Source organism: Pseudomonas fluorescens (assembly GCF_000968015.1).
GTDB classification, from domain to species: Bacteria; Pseudomonadota; Gammaproteobacteria; order Pseudomonadales; family Pseudomonadaceae; genus Aquipseudomonas; species Aquipseudomonas fluorescens_W.
The window spans coordinates 39,045-64,506 of the sequence record NZ_LACH01000041.1 but is presented as its reverse complement, the minus strand read 5'-3'; the positions used below and the strand labels follow the sequence as shown (position 1 = coordinate 64,506).

At 57.7% G+C, this 25,462-nt stretch carries 28 protein-coding genes and 1 pseudogene; 10 read left to right on the top strand and 19 right to left on the bottom strand.

The window, feature by feature from the left end; all coding sequences use genetic code 11:
* Positions 1-58: 58 nt before the first annotated feature.
* The 9 genes from VD17_RS18950 to VD17_RS18910 all read right to left on the bottom strand — a co-directional run bounded on the left by VD17_RS18950 (position 59) and on the right by VD17_RS18910 (position 8,616).
* Entirely contained in the window at positions 59-1,339 is a 1,281-nt protein-coding gene (locus VD17_RS18950) for a transporter (RefSeq protein WP_046055128.1), read from the bottom strand.
* 46 nt (positions 1,340-1,385) lie between these two features.
* On the bottom strand, positions 1,386-2,126 hold the full coding sequence (locus VD17_RS18945) for a hypothetical protein (protein WP_046055127.1): 741 nt from the start codon (positions 2,124-2,126) through the stop codon (positions 1,386-1,388).
* A gap of 34 nt (positions 2,127-2,160) precedes the next feature.
* Entirely contained in the window at positions 2,161-2,841 is a 681-nt protein-coding gene (locus tag VD17_RS18940; RefSeq protein WP_033055061.1) for a C39 family peptidase, read from the bottom strand.
* A 62-nt stretch (positions 2,842-2,903) separates the two neighbouring features.
* A complete protein-coding gene (locus tag VD17_RS18935) occupies positions 2,904-4,364 on the bottom strand; it encodes a hypothetical protein (protein ID WP_046055126.1) in 1,461 nt (486 codons plus the stop codon).
* Between the two features lie 51 nt (positions 4,365-4,415).
* Positions 4,416-4,988: a hypothetical protein gene (locus tag VD17_RS18930; protein WP_046055125.1), complete on the bottom strand. Its 573-nt coding sequence runs from the start codon at positions 4,986-4,988 to the stop codon at positions 4,416-4,418.
* 1 nt (position 4,989) lies between these two features.
* Positions 4,990-5,427, bottom strand: coding sequence for a hypothetical protein (locus tag VD17_RS18925; RefSeq protein WP_046055124.1), 438 nt, complete (start codon positions 5,425-5,427; stop codon positions 4,990-4,992).
* A 331-nt stretch (positions 5,428-5,758) separates the two neighbouring features.
* Positions 5,759-6,283: an AAA family ATPase gene (locus VD17_RS18920; RefSeq protein WP_046055123.1), complete on the bottom strand. Its 525-nt coding sequence runs from the start codon at positions 6,281-6,283 to the stop codon at positions 5,759-5,761.
* A complete protein-coding gene (pnuC, locus tag VD17_RS18915; RefSeq protein ID WP_046055122.1) occupies positions 6,280-6,843 on the bottom strand; it encodes a nicotinamide riboside transporter PnuC in 564 nt (187 codons plus the stop codon). Before pnuC ends, VD17_RS18920 begins: the two co-directional genes overlap by 4 nt.
* Before the next feature lie 138 nt (positions 6,844-6,981).
* Positions 6,982-8,616: a methyl-accepting chemotaxis protein gene (locus VD17_RS18910; RefSeq protein WP_046055121.1), complete on the bottom strand. Its 1,635-nt coding sequence runs from the start codon at positions 8,614-8,616 to the stop codon at positions 6,982-6,984.
* Positions 8,617-8,910: 294 nt separating this feature from the next.
* On the opposite strand from VD17_RS18910, the gene VD17_RS18905 reads away from it, so the two are divergent.
* Both VD17_RS18905 and VD17_RS18900 read left to right on the top strand, forming a co-directional pair.
* Positions 8,911-9,741 carry an undecaprenyl-diphosphate phosphatase gene (locus VD17_RS18905; RefSeq protein WP_046055120.1) on the top strand — a complete coding sequence of 277 codons (831 nt, stop codon included), beginning with the start codon at positions 8,911-8,913 and terminating at the stop codon, positions 9,739-9,741.
* The gene (locus VD17_RS18900) at positions 9,738-10,166 is read left to right on the top strand and encodes a DUF1294 domain-containing protein (protein ID WP_046055119.1); all 429 of its coding nucleotides are present in this window, start codon (positions 9,738-9,740) and stop codon (positions 10,164-10,166) included. The genes VD17_RS18905 and VD17_RS18900 overlap by 4 nt, the downstream gene beginning before the upstream one ends.
* Here the strand turns inward: VD17_RS18900 and VD17_RS18895 are convergent.
* Positions 10,163-10,522 carry an MmcQ/YjbR family DNA-binding protein gene (locus tag VD17_RS18895; RefSeq protein ID WP_008149946.1) on the bottom strand — a complete coding sequence of 120 codons (360 nt, stop codon included), beginning with the start codon at positions 10,520-10,522 and terminating at the stop codon, positions 10,163-10,165. The genes VD17_RS18900 and VD17_RS18895 overlap by 4 nt on opposite strands.
* Positions 10,519-11,427 (bottom strand): LysR substrate-binding domain-containing protein, encoded by a 909-nt coding sequence (locus VD17_RS18890; RefSeq protein WP_046055118.1) that lies wholly within the window; start codon positions 11,425-11,427, stop codon positions 10,519-10,521. Before VD17_RS18890 ends, VD17_RS18895 begins: the two co-directional genes overlap by 4 nt.
* Positions 11,428-11,556: 129 nt before the next feature.
* Here VD17_RS18890 and VD17_RS18885 point away from each other — a divergent pair, with 129 nt between their 5' ends.
* Both VD17_RS18885 and VD17_RS18880 read left to right on the top strand, forming a co-directional pair.
* Positions 11,557-12,168, top strand: a complete 612-nt coding sequence (locus VD17_RS18885; RefSeq protein ID WP_046055117.1) for an FMN-dependent NADH-azoreductase — start codon at positions 11,557-11,559, stop codon at positions 12,166-12,168.
* Between the two features lie 178 nt (positions 12,169-12,346).
* Positions 12,347-13,384 carry an alpha/beta hydrolase family protein gene (locus tag VD17_RS18880; protein WP_046055116.1) on the top strand — a complete coding sequence of 346 codons (1,038 nt, stop codon included), beginning with the start codon at positions 12,347-12,349 and terminating at the stop codon, positions 13,382-13,384.
* Between the two features lie 132 nt (positions 13,385-13,516).
* Here VD17_RS18880 and VD17_RS18875 read toward each other — a convergent pair whose 3' ends face one another.
* Together VD17_RS18875 and VD17_RS18870 are read right to left on the bottom strand one after the other, a co-directional pair.
* Complete coding sequence (locus tag VD17_RS18875) at positions 13,517-14,704, bottom strand: MFS transporter (RefSeq protein ID WP_046055115.1); 1,188 nt, start codon at positions 14,702-14,704, stop codon at positions 13,517-13,519.
* 228 nt (positions 14,705-14,932) lie between these two features.
* Positions 14,933-16,522: an ABC-F family ATPase gene (locus VD17_RS18870; RefSeq protein WP_080932037.1), complete on the bottom strand. Its 1,590-nt coding sequence runs from the start codon at positions 16,520-16,522 to the stop codon at positions 14,933-14,935.
* 497 nt (positions 16,523-17,019) lie between these two features.
* Here VD17_RS18870 and lpxO point away from each other — a divergent pair, with 497 nt between their 5' ends.
* Entirely contained in the window at positions 17,020-17,919 is a 900-nt protein-coding gene (lpxO, locus tag VD17_RS18860; RefSeq protein ID WP_046055113.1) for a lipid A hydroxylase LpxO, read from the top strand.
* Positions 17,920-18,039: 120 nt separating this feature from the next.
* Here lpxO and ku read toward each other — a convergent pair whose 3' ends face one another.
* Positions 18,040-18,888 (bottom strand): non-homologous end joining protein Ku, encoded by an 849-nt coding sequence (gene ku / locus VD17_RS18855; RefSeq protein WP_046055112.1) that lies wholly within the window; start codon positions 18,886-18,888, stop codon positions 18,040-18,042.
* 203 nt (positions 18,889-19,091) lie between these two features.
* Here ku and VD17_RS18850 point away from each other — a divergent pair, with 203 nt between their 5' ends.
* Together VD17_RS18850 and VD17_RS18845 are read left to right on the top strand one after the other, a co-directional pair.
* Positions 19,092-19,448, top strand: a complete 357-nt coding sequence (locus VD17_RS18850; RefSeq protein WP_046055111.1) for a hypothetical protein — start codon at positions 19,092-19,094, stop codon at positions 19,446-19,448.
* 51 nt (positions 19,449-19,499) lie between these two features.
* The gene (locus VD17_RS18845) at positions 19,500-20,651 is read left to right on the top strand and encodes a PQQ-dependent sugar dehydrogenase (protein WP_046055110.1); all 1,152 of its coding nucleotides are present in this window, start codon (positions 19,500-19,502) and stop codon (positions 20,649-20,651) included.
* Between the two features lie 142 nt (positions 20,652-20,793).
* On the opposite strand, the gene VD17_RS18840 is transcribed toward VD17_RS18845, so the two are convergent.
* Positions 20,794-21,129 carry a DUF2834 domain-containing protein gene (locus VD17_RS18840; protein WP_046055109.1) on the bottom strand — a complete coding sequence of 112 codons (336 nt, stop codon included), beginning with the start codon at positions 21,127-21,129 and terminating at the stop codon, positions 20,794-20,796.
* A 357-nt stretch (positions 21,130-21,486) separates the two neighbouring features.
* Between VD17_RS18840 and ilvA the strand changes: the two are divergent.
* A pseudogene (gene ilvA / locus VD17_RS18835) lies at positions 21,487-22,482 on the top strand (threonine ammonia-lyase, biosynthetic); the annotation flags it as partial.
* A 24-nt stretch (positions 22,483-22,506) separates the two neighbouring features.
* On the opposite strand, the gene VD17_RS18830 reads toward ilvA, so the two are convergent.
* Together VD17_RS18830 and eco are read right to left on the bottom strand one after the other, a co-directional pair.
* Positions 22,507-22,812 (bottom strand): NIPSNAP family protein, encoded by a 306-nt coding sequence (locus tag VD17_RS18830; protein ID WP_033055038.1) that lies wholly within the window; start codon positions 22,810-22,812, stop codon positions 22,507-22,509.
* A 29-nt stretch (positions 22,813-22,841) separates the two neighbouring features.
* Positions 22,842-23,324 carry a serine protease inhibitor ecotin gene (gene eco, locus VD17_RS18825; RefSeq protein WP_046055108.1) on the bottom strand — a complete coding sequence of 161 codons (483 nt, stop codon included), beginning with the start codon at positions 23,322-23,324 and terminating at the stop codon, positions 22,842-22,844.
* A gap of 305 nt (positions 23,325-23,629) precedes the next feature.
* Here eco and VD17_RS18820 point away from each other — a divergent pair, with 305 nt between their 5' ends.
* Positions 23,630-23,899 carry a DUF1652 domain-containing protein gene (locus VD17_RS18820; RefSeq protein WP_046055107.1) on the top strand — a complete coding sequence of 90 codons (270 nt, stop codon included), beginning with the start codon at positions 23,630-23,632 and terminating at the stop codon, positions 23,897-23,899.
* Here VD17_RS18820 and VD17_RS18815 read toward each other — a convergent pair.
* Both VD17_RS18815 and VD17_RS18810 read right to left on the bottom strand, forming a co-directional pair.
* Complete coding sequence (locus VD17_RS18815; RefSeq protein WP_046055106.1) at positions 23,896-24,291, bottom strand: hypothetical protein; 396 nt, start codon at positions 24,289-24,291, stop codon at positions 23,896-23,898. The two genes, VD17_RS18820 and VD17_RS18815, sit on opposite strands and share 4 nt — an antisense overlap.
* 93 nt (positions 24,292-24,384) lie before the next feature.
* A complete protein-coding gene (locus tag VD17_RS18810) occupies positions 24,385-24,654 on the bottom strand; it encodes a DUF2790 domain-containing protein (protein WP_046055105.1) in 270 nt (89 codons plus the stop codon).
* Between the two features lie 504 nt (positions 24,655-25,158).
* Between VD17_RS18810 and VD17_RS18805 the strand changes: the two genes are divergently transcribed.
* A complete protein-coding gene (locus tag VD17_RS18805) occupies positions 25,159-25,455 on the top strand; it encodes a hypothetical protein (protein WP_046055104.1) in 297 nt (98 codons plus the stop codon).
* Positions 25,456-25,462: the final 7 nt, after the last annotated feature.

The following is a 25,462-nucleotide window of genomic DNA, read 5'->3' as shown; positions in this document are numbered from 1 at the left end:
AGAACCAAAAAAAAGCCCCGCCGGGATTGAAGTCGCAGCGGGGCTTTGTTGTTGTGGATTAGAAGTAGTACGGGAATTTCAGGCTGAAGGAAAAGTCTGGCGAGTCGTCGGTCAGACCGATGGACAGGTTGGGAACGATTGTCAGGTTATTGGTTGCTGCCAGGGTCATGCCGATGTTGAAGTTGGCCGAGTTGTAATCGCTGTTGGTAATCGATTGCCAATCACCGCCGTCCGGCTTGATCTTGCTCTTGCGGGCGAACTGATCGGTGAACGAGAACGACATACTCATCTTCTCGTTCAAGGCGAATGCAATGCCGGCGCCGACCTGCCAGGAATCGCCCAGTTTCACGTCCCCGGGCACCTTTGAGTTGACCTGAGGGCTGATGTCGCTGAAAGAGTCTTGCATGTTGTAGGTGTAGGCCAGGCTGCCGAACAGCACGGCCGGGTCGAAGGTCTTGACCAGCGAGATACCCGGGGTGATCGACCAGACACCATTGCCCGTAGGCAAGTCCTCGGGTACCGAGAGGTTATCGTTGGACGGATCATTGACCAGCTTGATGCCGTAAGGGTCATCACCGGTCGGCGCCTTGACGCGCAGTGTAACGACCGCGTCGGGCAGATTGGCTGACTCATCCAGGAACTTGTAAGCAACGCCAACGTTCACATCGCCGATGGTCGGGTCGCGAGTAACGGTTGCGTCCGACGTCACCGGGCCTGCGCCACCAGCGCCACCGGAGGAGTACGTTGATTCGCGATAAACCACGGGGACGTTAATGTCGAACTGCCAGCGTTGTCCCGTGTTGTAGCGGGCGGTCAGGTCCAGTGTCCAGTTGTCGGCCTTGATGCGGTCGAGGTTGATGTTGCCGAGGAAAATCGAGTCCAGTGCCAGGAACCCGTTAAGTACCAACGCACGGGTATCGTAGTGCGTGTAGGTCAGGCCGGTTTCGAAACTGAACTTGCCGCCACCGAAGAAGCCGCTGGCTTCGTCATACAGGTTGGAAACGCTTTGCGCAGGTTCGGAATCATCCTTGAGCGATTGGCCATATGAACTGCCTGTGGTTCCCGGCGCACCGGCGGCCACTGTCTGGCCACCCCTGGTCGGTTCGGCAGGGGATTTGGTCAGGCGTTTGGGTGGCGGTGGCGCCGGTGTTTCTTCGACTTGGCGAACGCGTTGCTCGAGTACCATCAACGCGTTCTGTTGTGCTTCGTAACGCTGTTTCAACTCCATGAGTTCTTGTTTTAGTATCTCGACCTGGGGGTCCGGTGCTGCGTACAGCAGTGTTGCCGGGGCCAGGCTGCTCAAACAAACGATAGCTCTGAACGTTAACGATCGGTGCATGGGTTAGCCGTCCCTTCTGAGTACATCTGATGAGACTGAGCGTAGATCAGAATCCTTGAGTGCGAAGACCTTTAAGCTGGTCCAGGTTGCCGTTCAGCGACCCGGTTGTCGCAACGTTGTCACGCAGTACGACATTGAGGGACGTGAGGTTGCGGACCTGGTTACCACCGCCGAGCAACGTCGTATTCTGCATCAGCCCACCTTGGGCCAGGCGTTGTACGGTGCTGCCCTGGTTGTTGTTGGCCACGATGTTGAGTTGCACACCGGTACCGGTCGAGGAAATGCTCAGCGAGCCCGCGCCATTGGCGCCGACCAGCGTCTGACCTGCGGCCAGTGCCTGGCCCTGCTGTTGCGTTGTGGGTGCCTGGTTAGCTTTTGTGACGTTGATATCAACGTTGTTGTAGGCAGTGTTATGGTCGCCGGCGGCGCGCACGACTTGAGTGACGCCTTCGGTACTGTTGAGGCCGTTGCCGCCAGTGACGGTACCGGTGCCTTGCGAACTAGACGAACCATTACCTTTTTCGTCGATCATCGATACATAGAACTGTGGCTGGAGGGTCGATTGTTGAATTTGCATCGAGGAAGTTGCCCCGATCACTTCACCGTTGGCATTTTGCCAAGTGCTGGTCATGACAATGCCGAAACTGACGATCCGTCCCGGCATGACATAGCGGCCTCGCAGGATCGACAGTTCCTGATCATTCAGTTCAATGGGTTTGAACGTCTGTGCCTGGGTCGGCAGGCTGGCGGCCAGGCAAACCAAGGCCAGCCAGATTGGAGTCTTCATTGGAATGCTCCCGGAGCGTCGTGCTCCCTTGTTATTAGAAGAAGTCGCTTTGGATGAATCCGAAATCCATCAACTCTGCGTCTTGCACCGGGCTGAAGGTGTTGATGCGGTTCTTGGCGGTCAGTGGTAGCGGGGGGGTGAGCAACGCATTGGTTTTGTCGTAGCCCTGGCCGATGACGGCAAAGATGATGCCGTTCCAGCCTTTAACAAAGTCGTCGACTTTGTAACGTTTATGACCGAGTACCGGATCTCCGATATAGACCCAGCCCTCATGGACTCTTTGCATGACCACAAAATGTTTGTAGCCACGGATATCCATGAGTACCACCACCGGAATTCTGATCTGGCTCAACGTTTCCGTCGCTACCCGGTAGCCACGGGCCCGCATGCCGATACTTTCCACATAGCGCTTCATGTCGAGCATGGAAAAGCCCTGGACGCGGACAAGATCCTGATCGGAGTGTGCCAGCATGCCTTCGATGATTTGTTCTTCGTTCACGTCCAGCCAATAGGCTTGGCGCAATACGGTCGCCAGCGCAGCTGCGCCGCAACTGAAGTCGGTTTTCTGTTGCACCAGGTCGGCAAATTTACGCTCGCGTATGCTCTGGATCGGCTTATACACCACCGCGCCACCCGGCAGGACGGAAAGCGGCAGTTGTGCAGCCTCGATCACACTGGCCACGCAAAGCAAAAATGCCAAGGCGATAATGCGCATAGTGGGACGCCTTCTGGTTGTGTTGAAAAAGGCCCCCATAAGGGGGCCTCAAGAGACAACAATTAGAACGACTGGTTGGCAATGGACAGCGAGTTGCTTTGTTGGTTACCCACACCGGCAGCCACGTTGACGCCCAGGTTGCCACTGCCGCCATTCACCGAACCGCTCAGGGTTGCAGTGTTGGTCACAGGGTTGGCCCAGCCAGTTGGAGTCAGCACTTGATAGGAATAGGTGTTGCTCAAATCAAATGAACTGCTCTCACTGAAGCTTCCCGCTTTAGCGAACTCGGATTCGGACGATTTGCTGCCCGATTTTTCGAACGAGGAGGCGTTCGATTTCTCGAACGACTTATCGAACGATTTTTCGAACGAGGAATCGCGCGATTTGTCGTACGAGGATTCGTGAGATCTGTCGTACGAGGAGTCACGAGATCTGTCGAACGAGGATTCGCGCGATTTGTCGAACGATTTGTCTACCGATACGTTAAGCGTTGCGTCAAGTGATGCGGTAAGCGATGCATCGGAACTCCTGCTGCGGGTGCGATCGCCATTGCCATTATTGACGGTAGTGGAATGGGAAGCCGCCGCAGCAGCGTCCAACGTAGCGCTCAAGGAAGCATCCAAGGACGCACTCGAAGAACCGCTTGCACTGCTGCTGTTGGAACCGCTTGCAGAACTGCTGTTAGAACCGCTCGCAGAACTGCTGTTGGAACCGCTCGCATTGCTGCTCTTCGAACCGCTTATATCAACGCTAAGGGAACCGCTGGAATTGGAGCTCTTGGCACCGGCGGCGGCCCAGCTCGACGAAGCGCTTTCACTGCCGCTAACTTCGAACGACTTATCTTTAGAGAAACTACCGCTGGCCGTTTTGGTAACCGTAATCGTATCTACGCGGTAGGTCCGATCAGCGTTGTTATTCACTGTCAGGCCAGGACCGCTTTGATTGGCGGAAGCGCTGGCTGATGCGTTACCCAACGGGGAGTTGGAGTTGGCAATTGCCATGGTGTTTTTCTGTTGGTTAAGGTCGCCACCAGCAATGTTGACCCCCATATTGCCGCTGCTGCCATCGGCCGATCCGCTCATAACTGCAGAGTTTTGGGTGCCGTAGTTCCACACCTTGTTGTTGTTGCTGTATTGCGTGACTCGAGCGCTCGCGTCGGCATTGCCGAACACGAAGCTGTTATCGAGGCTGGAGGTGGAACCAGCGTTTGCGATGGCGGCCGCGTTGTCTTGTTGGTTGCCGGCGCCTGCCGCCACGTTGACGCCGACGTTGCCGCTCGCGCCTGAGGCAGAGCTGCTCATCTCGGCAGAGTTTTCAGTCCCTTCGTTGTAGATGCGGTTGCCGGTACTGGTCTGCCTGTCGTGCGCAGTGGCGGTCGCGTCGGTATAGATCCTTGTTGGAGGAGGGGTGTGGTGGCTACCGTTATGGTGGCCACGCCGATCGTTCTGTCCAGCTTGTGCAGCAACAGCCAAGACCGCAGCGATTGCAAAAACCAGAGGTTTTATTGCCATCGAAGGTTTCATGGTGGTTCTCCGTACTTATTTTAGGTTAAGTGTTGTACCTACCTGTTTGGGTCAATCCGTGACCCGTACGCTCAGGGTATTGGCCGTTCGGTTTCCCACCCCGGCGCTCTGGTTCAACTGGATCACCCCACGGCTACCGGTGAAGGCCTGATCGCTGGTAGCGACCTGGCGATAGCCTGGTGCAGAGTCAGTTGGATCGGAGTTGATGATCAGCGTCACGTTCTGTTGCCTGAGGACGCTGTCGTCGATGCTTTGCGGCTGTGTGCTGACGCTTATCCGCAGGGCATTGGCTTGCTGGTTGCTGGCGCCCGCGCTCTGGTTGACGCCCAGTACGCCGGTGCCGTTGCTGAAGGAGTTGCCTTGAATGCTGGATCGAGCATCGATCCTGGGGTCGACCACCGTACGCAGCCGTTGGCGAATCTGTGTGTTCGCGCTGGCTCCATGGCCCACGGCGATAGCCCGGGCGTTAGCCTGTTGCTGTAGGTCGCCGGCAGCCTGGTTGACCCCGAGGTTGCCCTGGTACTGCGTGCCCGAACCGTCGATTTCGGCGTTGTTGATGACGGGAGATTGGGCAAAGGTCGATGCACTGCAAAACATGGCGATAATCAGCAGCGTACGATTCATCTTAACGGTCTCCCGTTATGACTTTCAGAGCACCCAGGCCTTGCTGGACACTTGAATTGACCATGTTGGCAATACCGTTGCCGGCATTTCCCGAACGTCCAGCGGGGAGGTTGGAAAGCTGGGTCTGGTTGCTGATATTGCCGCCCAGGTTGTTGGTGTTTTGAGTGATCATGCCGGAGATGCCTGCACCACTGGCGACACCGGCAAAGTCGCCGTCGCTCAACTCGTTCGTTTGACTGAGGATTTGTTTGGACGGGTTGGCATTGGCAGTCGTGGGGCTAGGATCGGGAATCACCGGCGCACGGGTTGCCATGCGTGGTTGGACATCACGTTTGATAATGATGATGCCGTTGTCAGCTTGTACAGGCAGGCAAACACTTGAGCCCAGTGCGCATCCGATCAGCAGGAGGCAATAGAAGTTGTTTTCAAGTTTCCCCACGGCGGCAATTCCTTCTGTAAGTGGAACGCTGGCCCTTATAGCGTTGGGAGGGAGAGAGCAGAAGGTGTGCCGGTTTTCGTTTTTCTTTTAAAAACAGTTGGTTGGCTTTAATTGTTGAGGTCGGGAAAAAAATTTTGTAACGCCACTGAGACAGAGCCACGCAAAAGTGCCGTTCATGCTGGCGGCATTGCTCGCTAAAGGGCGCTGAAGGCAGGTTGTATCAGTGGCTTAACATTTTCTTGCTGGAGTGCTTGAGCCGCTTTAGCACGCGGGTTTGCGCAGGGGAGGGTGTTTCAGGAATGGACGTTTGCGGCAGGGCGCGGTACCGCTGTCAGGTCTTGAGCAAGCGCGTCACGGCCTCGAATGCTGCATTCTTGCGTTGTTGCCAATCACCTTGCAACACCTGGTAAGGCTGGCGGTGCAGGTCAAGCCAATGGCGGCTGGCCTGGAAAAACGCCTGGCGCTCTGCCAGTTGCGGCTGGCAACGCTGCCCGTCGTCATGCCAGGCCACTGTTTCGGGGCTCAGCAGCAAATGCAGGTCGTAGTGCCGTGCCAGCAATGCTTGCTCGATCCACGTCGGGCAAGCGCCAAACAAAGTCTGGCTCCAGAGGATGTTGCTCAGCAAGTGAGTGTCGAGAATCAGCAAATGCGGCTGCCGGGCGCGTGCCTCGTCCTCCCATTTCAGCTGCCCTCGGGCGATTTCCGGAATGTCGGCCAGGCAGGTGTCTCGTGGGTTTTGTTCGATGAACCAGCGTACATATTCGTCTACCAGGACCCCGCCGAAATGCTGTTGCAGCTCGGCTGCCAGCCAACTCTTGCCGCTGGATTCGGGGCCTGTGAGTACCAGGACTTTCATGTGCGCAACGCCGGATCGGCCCGCCATTCCCGCCAGCCTTGCACGGCAATCAGGGCGAACAGCGCGTAGAGCCCGGCGGTCAGGTACAGGTCTTTGTAGATAAACAGCCCGACGAAAATCACATCCAGGGTGAACCACAGCGGCCAGCATTGAACGCGTTTTTGCGCCATCCATACCTGCGCTACCAGGCTGAAGCCAGTCAGTGCCGCATCGAGCCAGGGTTGTGCGGCATCGGTCCAGTTCGCCATGGCAGCGCCCAGCAACAGACTGCCGACCGCTCCAATGACCAGACTGATAGTGACCGATTTGCCGTCGAGCAGGCTGACCTGCCGACCATGGCGCGCGCACCCCGCGTGCGTCCACTGCCACCACCCATAGAGCTGCAATGCGGCGTAGATCACCTGCAGGAGCATGTCTGAGTAGAGCTTCACCTCAAAAAAGATCCAGCTATAAAGCAGCACCATGACCAGACCGATCGGCCAGCACCAGGGGTTCTGTTTGACCGTCAACCAGACGGCAATGACACCGAGGGCAGCGGCAAACAGTTCAAGCCCGGACATGGAGGTTCCTTGGGGGAAGTCGAAGAGGGGGCGATTGTACCTAATTGCGCAGGCAGGGCTTGTTGTGAATAGAGGCCCCCTGAGGCGAGGGGATTTATCCCCTCACCACAGGGGGCCTCTGTTTGTCTTTTAAAAGGGTTACACCCGGAACTGCTTGAGCAGCCCGTTCAATTGCTCACTCAATTCCTTCAGGTGAACGCTCGCCACGCTCGACTGTTCGGCCGCCAGCGCCGTGCTGTGGGACAAACCGGCCGCCTGGGTGACGTTCTGGTTAATGTCCTCGACCACATGCGCCTGTTGCAAGGTTGCGCTGGCGATGGAGGCGTTCAACCCGTTGAGGTTGCGCAGCGCCTGGGCAATGGCATTCAGGCTTGCACCGGCCAGGCCGGCCTGCTCGATGGTCAACTGCGATGCACGGCTGCTGTCGCTGATCACTTTGACCGCCGCTTCGGAGTGGCTTTGCAGGCGCTCGATCATCGACTGGATCTCGGCCGTGGACTTCTGGGTACGCTGGGCCAGCAGTCGCACTTCATCGGCCACCACCGCAAACCCCCGACCTTGCTCGCCGGCCCGGGCGGCTTCGATGGCCGCGTTGAGGGCCAGCAGGTTGGTTTGCTCGGCGATGGAGCGGATCACTTCGAGGACGCTGCCGATTTGCGTGCTTTCGGCGGCCAGGGTACGAATCACTTCCACCGCCTGATCGATGGTCGACGACAGCTTGTCGATCTGTTGCAGGCTGCCATCGATATTGACCTGACCTTGCTGCGCCTGAGACTCGGCATCGCGCATTTCGCTGGCGGCGTGCTCGGCGTTTTTCGCAACGTCGTGCACGCCATAGGTCACTTCATTGATTGCCGTGGCCACCAGTTCCATTTGCTGGGACTGTTGCTGACTGCGTTGCTGGGCCTGGGCGGCGTCGTTGCCCAGTTCGCTGGAAGACTGTCCCAGGGCACTGGCGGAGACTTGCAGTTCCCTGATCACCAGTCGCAGCTTGGCGGTGAAGGCGTTGAAGTGGCGAGCCAGTTGCGTGACTTCATCCTGGCCATGAGTGTCGAGGCTGCGGGTCAGATCGCTCTCGCCGCTGGCGATGTTGGCCATGGCGTTCACGGTTTCCTGCAGTGGACGCACGATGCTGCGGGCAATCAGGATGACCAGCAGCGCCATGATCAGGGCGATCACCAGCCCCACGAACGAGGCCTTCCAGACCTGGCCATAGAACTCGGCCTGCATGTCATCGATGTACACGCCCGAACCGATCACCCAGCCCCAGGGTTCGAACAGTTTGACGTAGGAGGTTTTTTCTACCGGTGCACTGGCGCCCGGTTTTGGCCAGCGATAGTTGACGGTGCCGGCACCCTTGGACTTGGCGACGGCGACCATTTCGTTAAACAGGGCAAAACCGTCCGGGTCGCGAATCGCCGAGAGGTTCTGGCCATCGAGTTTCGGGTTGGCCGGGTGCATGATCATCACCGGCGTCAGGTCATTGATCCAGAAGTAGTCGTTCTGGTCATAGCGCAAACCGCGAACGGCGCTCAGTGCCTGCTTCTGCGCAGCCTCGCGGGTGAGGGTGCCGGCAGTTTCGAGGTCGTGGTAATAGGTCAGAATGCCACTGGCGGTTTGCACCACATGCTGGGTTTTCTGAGCCTTGGCGTGGTACAGGTCATCGTGAATCTGCTTGAGCATCAAGACGCCCAACGTCAATAGCATCAGGACTGCCACGATCAAGATGAGCCACAATCGCCGGCTGATCGACATACTGCGCAAGCTGTTCATAACGCTGTCACTCCGGTTTCTTTTTCTTGTAATAAATGATCGCCAGCATCCAACCACACTTTGCCGATCGGTCATATCCGACCCAAGTCCAATAACGCGGCAGCGTTAATGAGACTTGTCTGATAGGATTTCGGCCCCGCGCGGAAAAACCTGAATCCAAGTTGATTTTTCACGGAATTTTTATGGTTCCGTCTGGATCCTGTGCGCGCGGGACTTCAGCTAGGCTGATCGCAGTAAACGTTCTGAAAAACTATTAACGGGGCATGCCGTGGCGCATGGCTTCTTGGGGGATTGATGGATCTTTGGACTGCCTTTTCGGCATTGATTCTTGGGGTTGTAGAAGGGCTGACGGAGTTTTTGCCGATTTCCAGTACCGGGCACCAGATCATTGTCGCGGACTTGCTCAACTTCGGTGGCGAGCGGGCCATCGCTTTCAACATTATTATTCAGCTGGGGGCAATTCTGGCGGTGGTGTGGGAGTTCCGCCGCAAGATCATCGATGTGGTGACCGGTTTGCCAACGCAGCCCGGCGCTCGCCGTTTTACTGCAAACTTGCTGATTGCGTTCATGCCGGCCGTGGTACTGGGGGTGATTTTTTCCGACCTGATCCACCAATACCTGTTCAACCCGATCACCGTCGCGACGGCGTTGGTTGTGGGCGGGATCATCATGTTGTGGGCCGAAAAGCGTCAGCATGAAGTGCATGCCGAAACCGTTGATGACATCACGTGGAAAGACGCCCTGAAAGTCGGCTTCGCCCAGTGTCTGGCGATGATTCCCGGGACGTCACGCTCCGGCTCGACGATCATTGGTGGCTTGTTGTTCGGGCTGTCGCGCAAGACCGCTACCGAGTTTTCGTTCTTTCTGGCGATGCCAACCATGGTCGCTGCGGCGGTTTACTCGGGCTACAAATACCGCCACCTGTTCGTCCCGTCGGATTTTCCGGTGTTCGCAATCGGCTTCGTCACTGCGTTCATCTTTGCAATGATCGCCGTCAAGGGCTTGCTCAAGTTCATCGCCAGCCACAGCTACGCAGCGTTTGCCTGGTATCGCATCGCGTTCGGCCTGGTCATCCTGGCCACCTGGCAGTTCGGCTGGGTCGACTGGACCGCGGTCAAGCCATGAATGATGGCAGCGCGCGCAATAAGGCCGGACGCAAGCCTGGTGGAGAGATCCAGCAACCACGGCTGAAACTGCTGGTGTTCGCGGTCCTGTGCGTGCTGCCGCTGTTCGGCTCGATGTCGTTGTGGCTGCGCGGGGTTTCGGTGATCCCCCTTGGGGCGTACGGGATTGTCAGCGTGCTGGCGTTCTTGCTGTACTGGAGCGACAAGCGCAAGGCGCGCGCCGACCATTGGCGCACACCCGAGAACGTGCTGCATGCGGTGGAACTCGCCGGCGGCTGGCCCGGTGCCTTACTGGCCCAACAGGTGTTTCGGCACAAGACGCGAAAGCTCTCGTTTCAGTTGGTGTTCTGGATCATCGTGCTGATGCATCAGGTGTTCTGGATCGACCAGCTGTTTCTCGGCGCCCACCTGTTCGCGCTGCTTTAAAGCAGCAGTCCGACCTGGGTGCGCTTGGGCAACTTGCTGACCACCAATTGATGGGAACGCTGCAACAAGCCTTGGAGCTCTTCAGGGCCCAACGGGTAGGGCGTTTCCATGATGATCCACTGAGCCCGTGCCAGATACGGCGCCGGGCGGATTCCCGGGCGGTCGCAATGACCGAGAAACAAATCCTTGTCGACCTTGAAGGCCAGGGATTCGCCCCGCAGATTCTGCAAGGCGAACATCTTGTTCCCCGCAATCGAAAACACCCGTACGCCACCCCATTTGTAGTCTTCCCGCGCACCCGGCAGCGCGAGACAGAATTGCGCGACATCCTCTTCGCTCATACGCCCTGCCTTCATATCAGTCGGTCCCCACAGGCATTGAATGATTCAATCAAATGGTCGAGCCAGGCGCGTACGGCCGGCATCACCCCGCGCCGATGAGGGTAGACCGCTTGCAGCCAGCCGCCCGGCAACGACCAGTCAGGCAGCAACTGCACCAACGAGCCGTTTTCCAGTTCCTGCTCGCAATACATCATCGGCAGCATGGTAAAACCCTGGCCGGCGAGGGTGCAGGCCTTGCGCACGATAAAATCGTCGATGCCCAATCGCGCTTCGAGGGTGAGATCGCAGCTTTTGCCCTGTTGGTCGAGCATGCGGATATGCACCAGGCGGTCAGCTTCCAGGGCGCCGAGCACGGGCAGGTTTTTCAGGTCTTCGGGGTGGTTGATTTCACGTCCGTGCAAAAACGCGGGGCTGGCGACCATTGCCATCTGCGCCTGGCGCAAACGCCGGGTGACCAGCAGCGGATCCTCATCGCCCAACTCACGCACCCGCAGCGCGACATCGACACCCTCGGTCACCAGGTCGACGCGGCGGTTGAGCAACATGACCTCCAGTTGAACCTGAGGATACTTCTCAAGGAAATCGCTGATCACTGTCGGCAGAATTTCGTGGGCCAGCCCGACGGGGCAGGACACCCGCAAACGTCCGCGAGGTTCACTGGACATGCTGGCGACGGCTTCGTCCGCCATCTCGGCTTCCAGCAGCATCGCCTGACAGTGCCGCAGGTAGCGTTCACCCACGGCGGTCAACTTCAATTGTCGGGTCGTGCGTTGCAGCAGGCGCGCGCCGAGACGCTCTTCCAGCTCGGCGATGCGCCGCGACAACCGCGACTTGGGAATCCCGAGCAAACGCCCGGCCGCCGCGAAGCCACCGGCTTCAACCACCTTGGCGAAATAGTAGAGATCATTAAGGTCTTGCATGGTGTGAGCTCGATTGTTCTATCAGTGGGACGAACTATCGCATTGTTGCAGTCTAATCAGCTATTGGTTTCGCCTGTAGGATTCTCTCCATCAGATCGCCTTGTAGCGATCCTCACCTGGAGATCCCACATGAAACTGCTGCATATCGATTCGAGCATTCTTGGTGACAACTCGGCTTCCCGTCAGCTGAGCAGCGAAGTCGTTAAAGCCTGGCAAACCGCCGAGCCGACTGCCGTGGTGACCTACCGCGACCTGGCCGCCGATGCCATCAGCCATTTCTCCGCCACCACCCTGGTTGCCGCCGGTACCACTGCTGAACTGCGCAACGCTGCGCAGCAACACGAAGCCGAGCTGAGCGCCACTACCTTGGCCGAATTCCTCGCCGCCGATGCCGTGGTAATTGCAGCTCCGATGTACAACTTCACCATCCCGACCCAACTCAAGGCCTGGATCGACCGCATCGCCGTTGCCGGTCAGACCTTCCGTTACACCGAAGCCGGCCCTGAAGGCCTGTGCGGCGGCAAGAAAGTCGTGATCGTATCGACTTCCGGCGGTCTGCATGCGGGTCAGGCGACTGGTGTTGCTCACGAAGAGTACTTGAAGGTGCTGTTCGGCTTCATCGGCATCACTGACATCGAGTTCGTCCGCGCCCATGGTCTTGCCTACGGTGACGAAGTCCGCACCAAAGCCATGAGCGACGCTCACACGCAAATCAGCGAGCAGTTGTTCGCCGCTGCGTAAGGCTTCTGTAAAGAAAATCAAACAGCCCGAGCAACATCCAAAAAACTCTGTATTCTGATCACGCAAGTGTCAGATACGGAGTTTTTTGTTTCTGGCTGTTTCAGATTTTCATTAATAGTGGCCCGAGTTATGCAGTCGAGGGTTAACGTCCCCGGTCAGTAGCCAGGTGGAGCCTCCCATGGTGCGTCTTTGTGCAGCTTTACTGATTTGCCTGCTCAGCAGCCTGAATTCAGTGCACGCCGCGCCTGTGCCGCAGCCTCGCTGGAGCGTCGGCTTCCATGAGATGAGCTTTCTCGACCCTCTGGACTTGCAGCCGATGCGCGCCATCGCCTTCTACCCCTCCAGTGACAAGGAGCACTCCAGCATCCTCGAGGGCTACACGGTTGAAGCGGGCGAAGACACCCGAGTCGCCATCGGTCGTTTCCCGATGCTGATGTTGTCCCACGGCAACACCGGAACCCCGCTGGCCTTGCACGACCTTGCCACGTCGCTGGCACGCAAAGGGTTTGTGGTGGTGGCGGTAATCCATCCCGGTGACAACTCCAAAGACCACAGCCGCCTCGGTACTTTAAGTAACCTTTACGGTCGGCCCATCCAGATTTCCGAAGCCATTACCGCGACGCTGGGCGATCGTATGCTCGCGCCCTTCGTCAATGCCGATCAGGTCGGTGTGATCGGTTATTCGGCGGGTGGGGAGACAGCGCTGATTCTGTCCGGCGCCACGCCAGACCTGGACCGTCTGCGCCGTTATTGTCAGGAGCGCCCGGACGACCGCGATGCTTGCAACACCCAAGGTGAATTGATTGTCGACCGTGATGACTTGCAGCCGGTGGCTGATCCCCGGGTTCGCGCCTTGCTGCTCATGGCACCGCTGAGCCTGAAGTTTGGCCGCCATACCCTGGCCGACGTGCATGTGCCGGTGCTGCTATACAGTGGCGACGGCGACAAACTGGTGGCGTTCGACAAGAATGCCGCCGCCCTGGCGCGCAAACTGCCGATTGCACCGGACTTCAAGTTGCTGGCCGGGGCAGGGCACTTTGTATTCCTGGCGCCGTGCAATGAAGAGCAAATCCTCGCCATGCCGGCACTGTGCACCGATGCCGATGGCGTCGATCGCAAAGACATCCATCGCAACATGGTGTCCGAAGCCGGGCGTTTCTTCTCTCATGCGCTTGGCAAACCGACCCGGGCCGGAATGCAGACCGCCGACCAGTGAAATTCACACCATTCCTGTAGGAGCTGTCGAGTGAAACGAGGCTGCGATCTTTTGACTTTGATTTTTTAAAAAACAAGATCAAAAGATCGCAGCCTCGTTTCACTCGACAGCTCCTACAAGGATCGCGGCCGATCAGGCCATTGCGCGGCGCTTCAGTAACAGGGTCAAACCGAGTCCGGTCACCGACAACAGCGCCGCGCTGAAGAAAATCCACGTGTACCCCAGGTTCAACGCCACCGCGCCCATCAACGGCCCGGCAATCGCCAGCGCCAGATCGAAAAACACCGCGTAAGCACTCAGTCCCGCCCCGCGACTGGAGTTGGGCACTTGCTTGATCGCTTCGACCCCCAGCGCCGGATACACCAGTGACAGACCGAATCCGGTCAGGCCTGCGCCGATCAGTGCATAACCAGTCGAAGGCGCGAGCCACAGCAACACCAGGCCCACCGTTTCAATGCACATACAGGCAATGGCCGAAGTGAATCCACCGAAACGGCTGATGCTGGAGATGAACAACAGTCGAGCCAGAATGAAACACACACCGAACACCGTCAGGCAATAAGCTGCGCCGGTCCAGCCACGGCTGACGTAATACAGGGTAATAAAGGTGGTCAAGGTGCCGTAGCCAATGGAGGCGAGGCTCAGGCTCGCGCCGAACGGCGCAATACGCCCGAACACCGCCCAGAACGGCAGGCGCTCGCCGCGAATCACCGGCACCGAGGGTTTGTTTCGGATTAGCAACAGCGCCGCCAGCGCCAGCACCGACAGCGCGATCCCAAGACTGGTGAACCCCAGCTCGCCGACCATCACCACGCCCAGCGGCGCACCAATGGCGATGGCGCCGTAGGAGGCGATGCCGTTCCAGGAGATCGAGCGCGCGGTATGTTCAGCGCCCACCTGACCCATGCACCAACTGATGGTGCCGACCCCGATCAAGCCTTGGGCAACGCCCAGCAACAAGCGGCCAGCGATCAGGATCACCAGGCTCAGCAACGGAAAGCTTTGCAGCAGCGTTGAGATCAGCGTCAGCACGCCGCTCAACACAATCCCCGATAAGCCGTAAACAATCGCTCGTTTGGTACCGATGTTGTCCGACATGCGCCCGGCCATCGGGCGGCTGAGCAAGGTGGCCAGGTATTGCGAGCCGATGGTCAGCCCCGCGATGATCGCGCTGAAACCCAGCTGTTCGTGGACATACCCCGGCAACACCGCAATGGGCAGGCCGATGCAGAGGAAGGCAATAAAGGTATAAAAGACGATGGAGACGATCTGCAGAGTGATCGCCACGGAGCTTTGTGGGGGCAGTTGCTGCGCAGACATGAGGACTCGTTCGCGGGCGGCGGTAGGAGAACTGCATCATGGCGCGGTCATGAAATAAAAGGAAGCAGGCTAACGAAAATCACAAGATCGCAGCCTCGTTTCACTCGACAGCTCCTACATTGGAATGCGCTCTCTGTAGGAGCTGTCGAGTGAAACGAGGCTGCGATCTTGTGATCTTAAAAAAAAAGCCCCGTCACCAGGACAGGGCTTTTCATTTATAGCGAACGCTTAGAACACAACACCCTGGCTACGCAGGTAGTCGTCATACGTGCCGCTGAAGTCGATCACGCCGCTTGGGCTCAACTCGATGATGCGGGTGGCCAGGGACGATACGAACTCACGGTCGTGGCTGACGAAGATCAGCGTGCCCGGATAGTTCTCCAGCGCCAGGTTCAGCGCCTCGATGGATTCCATGTCCAAGTGGTTGGTTGGTTCGTCCATGATCAGCACGTTCGGCTTTTGCAGGATCAGTTTGCCGAACAGCATGCGACCTTGCTCACCACCGGAGATGACCTTGACCGACTTGAGGATCTCATCGTTGGAGAACAACATCCGGCCGAGGGTGCCGCGAACGATTTGCTCGCCGCCCTGGGTCCATTGGCCCATCCAGTCGAACAGGTTGCAGTCGTCTTCGAAGTCGTGCGCGTGGTCCTGGGCGTAGTAGCCCAGTTCCGCGGCGTCGGTCCACTTCACGGTACCGGCATCCGGGGTCAGTTCGTTGACCAGGGTGCGCAGCAGGGTGGTTTTACCGATACCGTTCGGGCCGATGATTGCCACGCGCTCCCCGGCTTCAACCTGGAAGCTGAAGTCTTTGAACAATGTCTTGCCGTCGAAGCCTTTGGCCATGCGCTCGACGATGACCGCCTGACGGTGCAACTTCTTGGTTTGTTCGAAACGGATGAACGGGCTCACACGGCTCGAAGGCTTGACTTCAGCCAGTTGGATCTTGTCGATCGCCTTCGCGCGGGAAGTGGCCTGCTTGGCTTTCGAGGCGTTGGCCGAGAAGCGGCTGACGAACGATTGCAGCTCGGAAATCTGCGCTTTCTTCTTGGCGTTGTCCGACAGCAGTTGCTCGCGGGACTGGGTCGCCACGGTCATGTACTCGTCGTAGTTGCCCGGGAACAGGCGCAGCTCGCCGTAATCCAGGTCAGCCATGTGGGTGCACACGCTGTTCAGGAAGTGACGGTCGTGAGAGATGATGATCATCAGGCTGGAGCGCTGGGTCAGGATGTTTTCCAGCCAGCGGATGGTGTTGATGTCCAGGTGGTTGGTCGGTTCGTCGAGCAACAGCACTTCAGGATCGGAGAACAGCGCCTGAGCCAGCAATACGCGCAGTTTCCAGCCCGGGGACACTTCGCTCATCGGGCCGAAATGCTGCTCGATGCCGATACCCAGGCCCAGCAGCAGTTCGCCGGCGCGGGATTCGGCAGTGTAGCCGTCCATTTCGGCGAACTCGGTTTCCAGCTCGGCCACGGCCATGCCGTCTTCTTCAGTCATTTCCGGCAGCGAGTAGATACGGTCGCGCTCGGCCTTGACCTTCCACAGCTCTTCGTGACCCATGATCACGGTATCGATCACGGTGAATTCTTCGTACGCGAACTGGTCCTGGCGCAATTTACCCAGACGCACGTTCGGCTCGAGCATGACCTGGCCGCCGGACGGCTCGAGGTCGCCGCCGAGGATTTTCATGAAAGTCGACTTGCCGCAACCGTTGGCGCCGATCAGGCCGTAGCGGTTGCCCGCGGCGAATTTGACCGAAACGTTTTCGAATAGCGGCTTGGCGCCGAACTGCATCGTGATGTTAGCTGTAGAGATCAAAGGTTTTTCCTGCGAAGCATTCAGAGTAGCTAGGGTTGCGGCAGTACCGATTCAGTACCCGTTTCCGGTTTTCGAACCACAGGAAATGCATCCCGGTCAGAAGCGGAAGGTCCATCTGGCAATAAGTGGACAGCAGCATATGGAGCGCTTGGCCCGAGTCGAAGTGCGCTGAGACGGGGTTCATTCCCGTCATCAACCAAGGGGGGCGCGTAATGTTTGGCGGCGATTGTACTGGTCTGGCTCTTTAAACGATAGGGCGTTAAGGCCGCACGGCCACTTTGGCAGCATCAGTGGACAGATTTTCACATCTGAAGGTTAACTATTGGTTACAAACTGCGGCTAAAATGCCATCTATCACCTGATGCCGACAGGCGGCATAGGCTCAAGGACGCGTCCTTCGGGACCGTTGTTTCATATTCAGACGCTGCACAAGACCCTTGGGCCGATTGGCCGGCAAGGGGCGCAGTATGTTCACTTCTGACGTGTGACGATTTTTTGTGAAATTGATCATTGCCGCTATTTACGTTGTTTCCATTGCGTATGTTCACTTGCGCGGACGTGTGCGTCACAAGCTCGGCCGCCAACTGAGCGACCATTCGACATTTCTGGCGCCGATTAACTGCTTCCTTTATCTGTTCTCGAAAATCCCCAACAAGCCTTATCTCAATCCAGCCGATTTCCCTGATCTGAGTCCGCTGCAAGACCACTGGGAAGAAATTCGCGCCGAGGGCCAGAACCTGCTCAGGGCCGGGGAGATCAAGCGCTCGAATCAATACGACGACGTCGGCTTCAACTCGTTTTTCAAGACTGGCTGGAAACGTTTTTACCTGAAGTGGTACGGCGACAGCCATCCTTCGGCCATGAAACTCTGCCCGCGCACCACCGAACTGGTGCAAAGCATCGGCTCGATCAAGGCTGCGATGTTCGCCGAGTTGCCAGCGGGTTCCAAACTGGTCCGTCACCGCGATCCGTATGCCGGTTCCTACCGCTATCACCTGGGCCTGGAAACGCCGAACGATGCTGGTTGCTACATCAACGTCGATGGTGAGAACTACCATTGGCGCGACGGTGAAGCGGTCATGTTCGACGAGACCTTCATTCATTACGCCGAAAACACCACCCAACAGAACCGCATCATTCTGTTCTGCGACGTTGAGCGGCCGATGAAGTACCGCTGGGCGGCGGCGTTCAATGGCTGGTTCAGCCGTAACGTGATGTCGGCGGCGGGCGCACCGAACGATGCGAGTGACAAGACCGGTGCTATCAACCGCTTGTTCGCCAAAATCTACAAGATCCGCCTTCGCGGCAAAGCGCTGAAGAAGCGTAATCGCAAGCTCTATTACCTGGAGAAGTGGGCGATTTTTGGTGGTTTGCTGGCGATTCTCGTGCTGATCTGAATGTAGTGTCGCGGCAGATAAAGCCATCGCGAGCAAGCTCGCTCCCACAGTTAACCGCGATCCCCTGTGGGAGCGAGCTTGCTCGCGATGGGGCCATAACATTCACCGCAAATTTATCAATCAGCCACGAGAAGTCTTCGTGGCTTTTTTGTTTGCGGCGGGTTTCGTTTTACCCGCACTCTTGCCCCCAAGACTGCGTTTAAGCAGTTCGGTCAAATCAATAACATCCGCGGTTTTCCGTTCCTCTTCACCCGTCGCCGTCTCGACATCCTCAATCTTGCCTTCATTAGCCTTCTTCTCGACCAGCGCCATGATCTTGTCTTCAAAACTGTCGCGATAGTCGTCTGGTTTCCAGTCGGCGCTCATGTCCTGAACCAGACGCTTGGCCATCTCGAGTTCGCCCTTGGCCAGTTCCGGTTTGGTCACTTCACTGCCCAACTCCAGCGTATCCAGACTTCGCACTTCGGCGGGCCAGCGCAGCATCACCAATACCATTGCCGATTCCAGCGGCATCAGCGCGGCGAGGTGCTGACGCGTGTGCAGCACAACATGAGCGAGGGCGACTTTATTGGTCTTGCTTAGCGTTTCGCGTAACAGCGCATAGACCTTGCCACCGCGTTTATCCGGCGCGAGGTAGTAGGGCGTATCGATGTTTTGCAGGGGAATCTGGTCGCTGTCGACAAAGGAAAAGATGTCGATGGTCTGAGTGGACAGCGGGTGCGCCGACTTGATTTCCTCTTCACTGAGGACCACATACCGACCCTTTTCATACTGCACACCTTTAACGATGTGTTCCTTGGTCACTTCCTTGCCGGTGACCTTATTGACGCGCTTGTAGCCCACCGGGTCCATGCTGCGGCTGTCGAGCCAGTCGAAATCCACTCCTTGCGAGGACGTCGCCGAGACCAGCGCCACAGGGATATGCACCAGACCGAAACTGATCGCGCCTTTCCAGATTGCCCGTGCCATGGTCGTCTTCTCGCGAGTGATGTTCAGGTGACCTGTGACGCTGTGCAAAAGTTTCAGCGGGCTGCGGCCCGGTCCTGCGGGCGTATCGGCGGTCGCGTCAACTCGTGTTACATCTTGTGAAGGAGGTTTTAGTTAACAAATCCGAACCCCGGGCGTAGCGTGATATCGAAGTTCCTATCCACGCTGATGTCGCGAGGCTCCCCATGAACAGATTTGTGCTCGGCTGCACCGCGTTGGCGTTGAGTGGCGTGCTGAGCCATCTGGCCCAGGCTGATACTGCGTCGCTACCTTCTTCATTGCTGTTGGCCCAGAGCCCGACGGGCCACACCAGCAATCCTTACAACAGCCCGATTCGCCGGGCCAACCCCAACAGCATGCAAGGCACGCAACCCAGCGCGCCGGCCATCCGTGGCCCAAACACAGTGCCCGTGCCGCGGCCACCGACGCTTGATAACGGTGGCATCGGCAACCGCTATCCCCAGGATCGCTCGCCTTCCGTCACTCCACCGAAATTCATTCCCAATCCGCCTCATCGAGACGCAGACACCAGCAACCGTTGAACGGCACGACAGCGTTCTTGCCAGCCATTCGAACGACAAAAGGAATCGTCCATGTTGCGTAAAACCCTTCAGGCCACACTGTGTGCCAGCGCACTGATCACCGTCACGGCGCCCGTTTTCGCAGCGCCAACCCAGAATTTTAAAAGCGAACAGGGCACCCTTGAGGTGACGACAATGACCCAGGGGCTCGAACATCCCTGGGCCTTGGCGTTTCTTCCCGATCGCCAAGGGATGCTGGTGACCGAACGGCCCGGCAACCTGCGGGTCGTCAGCGCCGACGGTAAACTTTCCGCTCCGCTCAGTGGTGTGCCAAAGGTTTGGGCCAAGGGGCAGGGCGGCTTGCTGGATGTAGCGTTGTCGCCCGACTTCAAGCAGGACCGCACGGTCTACTTGTCTTATGCCGAAGGTGGCGGTGAGGGCGACAAGGCCGGGACGGCGGTTGGTCGCGGACGTCTGTCTGACGACCTGACAGCCATCAAGGATTTCAAAGTGATCTTTCGCCAGGAGCCCAAGCTTTCGCTCGGTAACCACTTTGGCTCGCGCCTGGTATTCGATCGCGACGGCTATCTGTTCATCACCCTTGGCGAGAACAATGACCGGCCGACCGCCCAAGACCTCGACAAGCTGCAAGGCAAGGTCGTGCGGATCTACCCGGACGGCAAGGTGCCGGATGACAACCCCTTTGTCGGTCAGGCCGGCGTACGCCCGGAAATCTGGTCCTACGGCCAGCGCAATCCGCAAGGCGCGGCGCTCAATCCCTGGACCGGCACTCTATGGGAAAACGAACACGGCCCTCAGGGTGGCGATGAAATCAACATCATCGAGCGTGGCAAGAACTACGGCTGGCCGATGGCAACCCATGGCATCAACTATTCCGGCCAGCCGATTCCGGAAGCCAAGGGCAAGACCGCCGAAGGCACCGTCGCCCCGCACCATGTCTGGGAAAAGTCCCCCGGCCTCAGCGGCATGGCGTTCTACGATGCTGACCGCTTCAAGGCCTGGCAGCACAACGTGTTTATCGGCGCGTTAGTGAGCCAGGAGTTGATCCGCTTGCAGTTCGACGGCGACAAGGTCGTTCACGAAGAGCGATTGCTGGGCGAACTCAACAAGCGCATTCGCGATGTGCGGCAAGGCCCGGACGGGTATTTATATGTGCTGACCGATGAGGATGACGGGGCGTTGTACAAGATCGGACTGAAGTAGCCGACACCTGTAGCAACTGGCGAAGCCTGCTAATGGGAGCTGGAGTGATGGTGCTCGGGCTCAGGCGGTTGGCGAAGTAGCTTTGGCGGCTGTCGGATTGCCTTCGCGAGCAGGCAATCTCAACGGTACAACAACTCCTGGATCAGACCTCTTGAGGTGCCTGACCAGACTTTCTCCGATCCTGCAGGCCACGGACCACGAGGTACAACAGCGGCCCGATGGAGACGAAAATAGCGGTGATCAAAAGGTAGGGAGCCACCGACCATCCCGACTGCCCCCGCTTGCGCGCGTCCGTATACATCCAGATGCCTGCTAGCGTCGCCAGCAGGTACAAATCAATCACCACCTGCGCCGTGTCGGGGCGCGACATCAGGCTGAGGCCGAAGTCGATCAATGACTGTTCGGCCTGAAGCATCACCGAAACGGTGTAGCCGGCGAACGCGAGCAGGGCAATGAGGGGCAGGGCGACAGACTTCATGGTTTCCTTCCTTGGGACAATGAGCAGAGTCGTCAGCCTACAGAGGCCGAGGAAAATTGGCCATTGACTTGCCATCAGCGTCCGGTTAATTTTCGGGCATGACTTCCACTGTATTGCGCTGCCAGCCAAGCATTATTACCGCCATTCCTTATTTGGCGGGCTAGCTCACGACTGCAGCACCCAACCCGCCCTAGAGGCGGGTTTTTACTTTCTACCTCCTGGGTCTTGAACCAACGCCGACCGGCGTAGGAGCTGCCGAAGTCTGCGATCTTTTGATCTTTCTTGCGGACGCCAAGATCAAAAGATCGCAGCCTTCGGCAGCTCCTACACACAGTCGGTGCATGACAGGAGACAACCATGAGCAGCACCACCGCCCAGCAGACCTTGCTAGAGCACTACGTGAAAAAGATCCTCGCCGCGCCCGTGTACGAACTCGCCGTGCGTACGCCGCTGCAACCGGCACCCGCGTTGTCCGAGGCGCTCGGTAATCAAATCCTGCTCAAACGCGAAGACCTGCAACCGACCTTTTCCTTCAAGATCCGCGGCGCTTACAACAAACTGGTGCAGTTGAGCGATGAGCAAAAGGCTCGCGGGGTCATCACCGCTTCCGCCGGTAATCATGCTCAAGGCGTGGCATTAGCGGCCCGTGAACTGGGCGTTGCGGCGACCATCGTCATGCCGTGTACGACGCCGGAACTGAAGGTGCTGGGTGTGCGCAGCCGGGGCGCCGATGCAGTGCTGCACGGTGAGAGTTTTCCGTTTGCGCTGGACTATGCCTTGAACCTGGCGCGGCAAACCGGTCGCACTTTTGTTTCGCCCTTCGACGACCCGGACGTGATCGCGGGGCAGGGCACGGTGGCCATGGAAATCCTGCGTCAGCATCAAGGTCCACTGGACGCGATCTTCGTCCCGGTGGGGGGTGGCGGCCTGATCGCCGGCATCGCGGCGTACGTCAAATACTTGCGACCTGAAGTCCGCATCATTGGCGTCGAGTCGGAGCATTCCGCCTGTTTATATGCGGCATTACAGGCCGGCGAGCGAGTTGTCCTGCCGACTGTAGGCACTTTCGCCGACGGTGTGGCCGTCGCACAGATCGGTGCTTATGGTTTCGACGTCTGCCGGTTTTGCGTCGATGAGGTGTTGACCGTCAGCAACGACGAACTCTGCGCCGCCATCAAGAATATCTACGACGATACCCGCTCGATCACCGAACCTTCCGGTGCCTTGGCGGTGGCCGGAATCAAGAAGTACGTGGCGCAGACCGGTGCCCGTGGCCAGACACTGGTAGCCATCGACTCGGGCGCCAATATCAATTTCGACAGTTTGCGCCATGTGGCCGAGCGCGCCGCATTGAGCGGCGCCCCGGCGTGAGCGGTGTCAGGCCAGCAGCGGGCGCAAGAAGGTCCGCTCGTAACTGACGATAAACTTCTTCTCGACCAGCGAAGCTACAAGCGCGGTGCTTTCGGCGTCAGTCATCGCGATATGCCGGTAGCTTTCGTAGTCCGCCAGCGAAGGAAAGCTGAACAGGCAGTAGGCGATATTGCTCGCGCCCTCGGAAGGCAGGAAGTACCCGTGGTGCGTACCGCCCAAACGCTCGACGATGCCGAGCCACGCCTTGGCGTAGGCTTCGAATTCGCTGAGTTGATACGGATCGATCACATATTTGACGTGGCAGGTAATCAAAATGGCGCTCCTGTAACGGGATAGAACGGTTATTCCTGAACGGCTTTCTCGACCTTGCTCGACGCTGACCAGATCCGGTAGCGGACTTCGATGTCTTTGGGCACGTAGAGCACGATAGGCAGTTTGCTGTTGTAGCGCAGCATGAAACCGTCACCAACCACCGGCACAAAGTCCTTTTTACTTTTACCGTCCGGGCAGGCCATTTGCGTACTCATCGGGCCGATGACTTTTTCCAGTCGGTAGAACGGGTAGCCCCAGCCTTCGAGGTTTTTCTCCTCGAGAATGCCTCCCAGGCGTTGGCGATTGCAGTCGACGGTCAGGGTTTTGCCAGCGAGCACTTCGACCTGGAAGCTGTCTTCCTGAGTCTGTTGGGCAACGTGAATGACCTGGCGGGTGAAACCGCTCTCGGGCTTCGGAAACGGCGCAACTTCTTCGAGTTTCGAGGCGTGAGCGATGGTCGACAGCCCGGCAAAAATCAGCCCGACGGTAGTGATACAGGTCAAAGAACCCATGGTGCCTCCTTGCGTGCGAGTGGGGTCAGCGGATACTGATTTGATTGGCCGCATTCTTACTGGCGTCGTCGGCCAATGCAAACTTGACGCTGGATGTATGCAAATTGCAGGGGCACCACAACGCCTTTCTTGCGTATTGCATGGGCTATTTACGCGCAGTTTCGCTAAATCGTTGATTTGCCGATGAGCTGCAGTGCGAAATCCTAGGCATGTTTTATGCTGTAGCTGGTCTTAAGCTGACCGGGGATTTCATTGCGTCAGTATCGATCGTTGCTTGGAAGTCTCACATAAAGGAGAGGGTCGACATGTTTCTTTCTGCCTTGGAACTTCGCAATATCATTGAAAGCAGTTTTTTGCCGAAACGTTGTCAATGCACGCTGTCGCCGGACCTGTCGATGACCGTTAAGGTGTATTCCGATCGTGAAACCGATCATCTCGATCTGGTGAAGACAGGAATAAATGCCAAACAGCTAAATGGTTGCCGGGAAATCAATGACCTGATCGCTGGGCTGCGTTCTGACATGCAGCACCAAACCATTGCCCAGACCCTGCATCCAGACAGAAAAGCGCTTTAACCCACGGTTTCGAGTTCCATCGACACGCGCTTGGTCTGGAGAAACGCCAGGCCGAGCGCCAGTTCGACCACCACTGCAAGCAATATGCCCGGGCCGGCATGGCCATTGAGCCATTCGCCGAAGCCCAGTGCTGCCAGCCCCCAGCAGCCGACCATGAAACCATTGGTCAGCGCATGGCGGGTGATCGAAGGTGCCTCGTTTCGAACCAGATAAAACATCACGCCCAATGCCGCGAACAGCATTGCACTGCGCCGCGCAACAACGCCCACCGCCAACGAATATTCGATGCTCCAGATCGACAGCAACCAGTCGGGCATCAAACCCCAGACCAGGGCCAACAGAAAACACAGCGCGGCGGTAAAAGTCGACAAGGCACGAAACGATAACTGCATGGCGAATCCTTGCGGCAGTGGAGGGGAGGCGCTAGAGCATAGCGCCAGAACCCCTCACAGGAATACCGCAACGTGTTGAATCAGACCTTTCAGTCAGTTCTGATAACTGCAGGCGTCGGAAAGTTTACGGTAGGAGATTTCCGCAGGCTTGCCCGAGGTGCTATCGATGTACTTCATGTCGGCTGTGACCACTTTGCAGTCCAGCGTCTGCGGTTCGGTCAAGGTAATGACCTTGCCCACGTGAAGCGGCATACCGTAGTGGTACGGCACCGCCTGGGAGCTGGAAGTGTCATTGGCCTGAGCCAGTCCGGCAAACGCGGTGCAGGCGAGGGCGGTGGTGATCAGCAAGGTGCGCATGTTCATGAACGATCTCCGATGCAGGCTAAAGTCAGCTCGACATTTAGGCGTCGAACCTGCCGCACTGGGCGTCAGAGAACTCTGAGGGCGTGCGGTCCAGTAAAGTTTTGGACCGCGGGGTTAAGCGATGGTTAACCCGACTGAATGCCGCCTGTCGTAAGGAGGTTTCTGTCAGAGGTTTCATGTAGGTAAAAAAACTGAGGGAGCTTCGGCGAGTTCCTACACGCTCGGACTCTTTGTCGTCTTTCGCCTGCCGGTCACTAACGCTTACTGTTTGGCGTCGCTGCAAAATCAGCGAACAGGTTTGGTCACCTGATTAACACTGCACATATGTGCCATCATTCGCGCTGCGGACTTCTACGTCTCGTAGTGCGTTGCAATGGTGGCTGTGTGCAGGACGCTTTCGGGCGAGCCGTTTTGAGTGTTAGCGGTTGACCAAGCCTGTACACAGCCGCCTCCATCGTTTGGTCACGGTGCTGGCGATTACTAATTAATGCTCGAGTAATTACTATGCCAACGCTAAATCCATTTCCCGATCGCTATCGCTCAATCAAAAGCAGCGTTACCGACTCAAACCCAATGGTCATCGATACACAGGCCAATCCCCAAGACATCCTCGAAGCCGCTTTACAGCGTGTCCGAGCCGCCAGCCAGTTACTTGAAACGCTCCATTGCCAGTGTTTCAAGAACGGTGATGTTCAAGATATTCCGCACATTACTCACGCGCTTTATCTGCTGACGCAGGATGGGAGCGATTTGCTGCTGGTTGCGCAGCAGCAGATGATGGGGTGGAAGGCTCCGGTCTGACGGTACC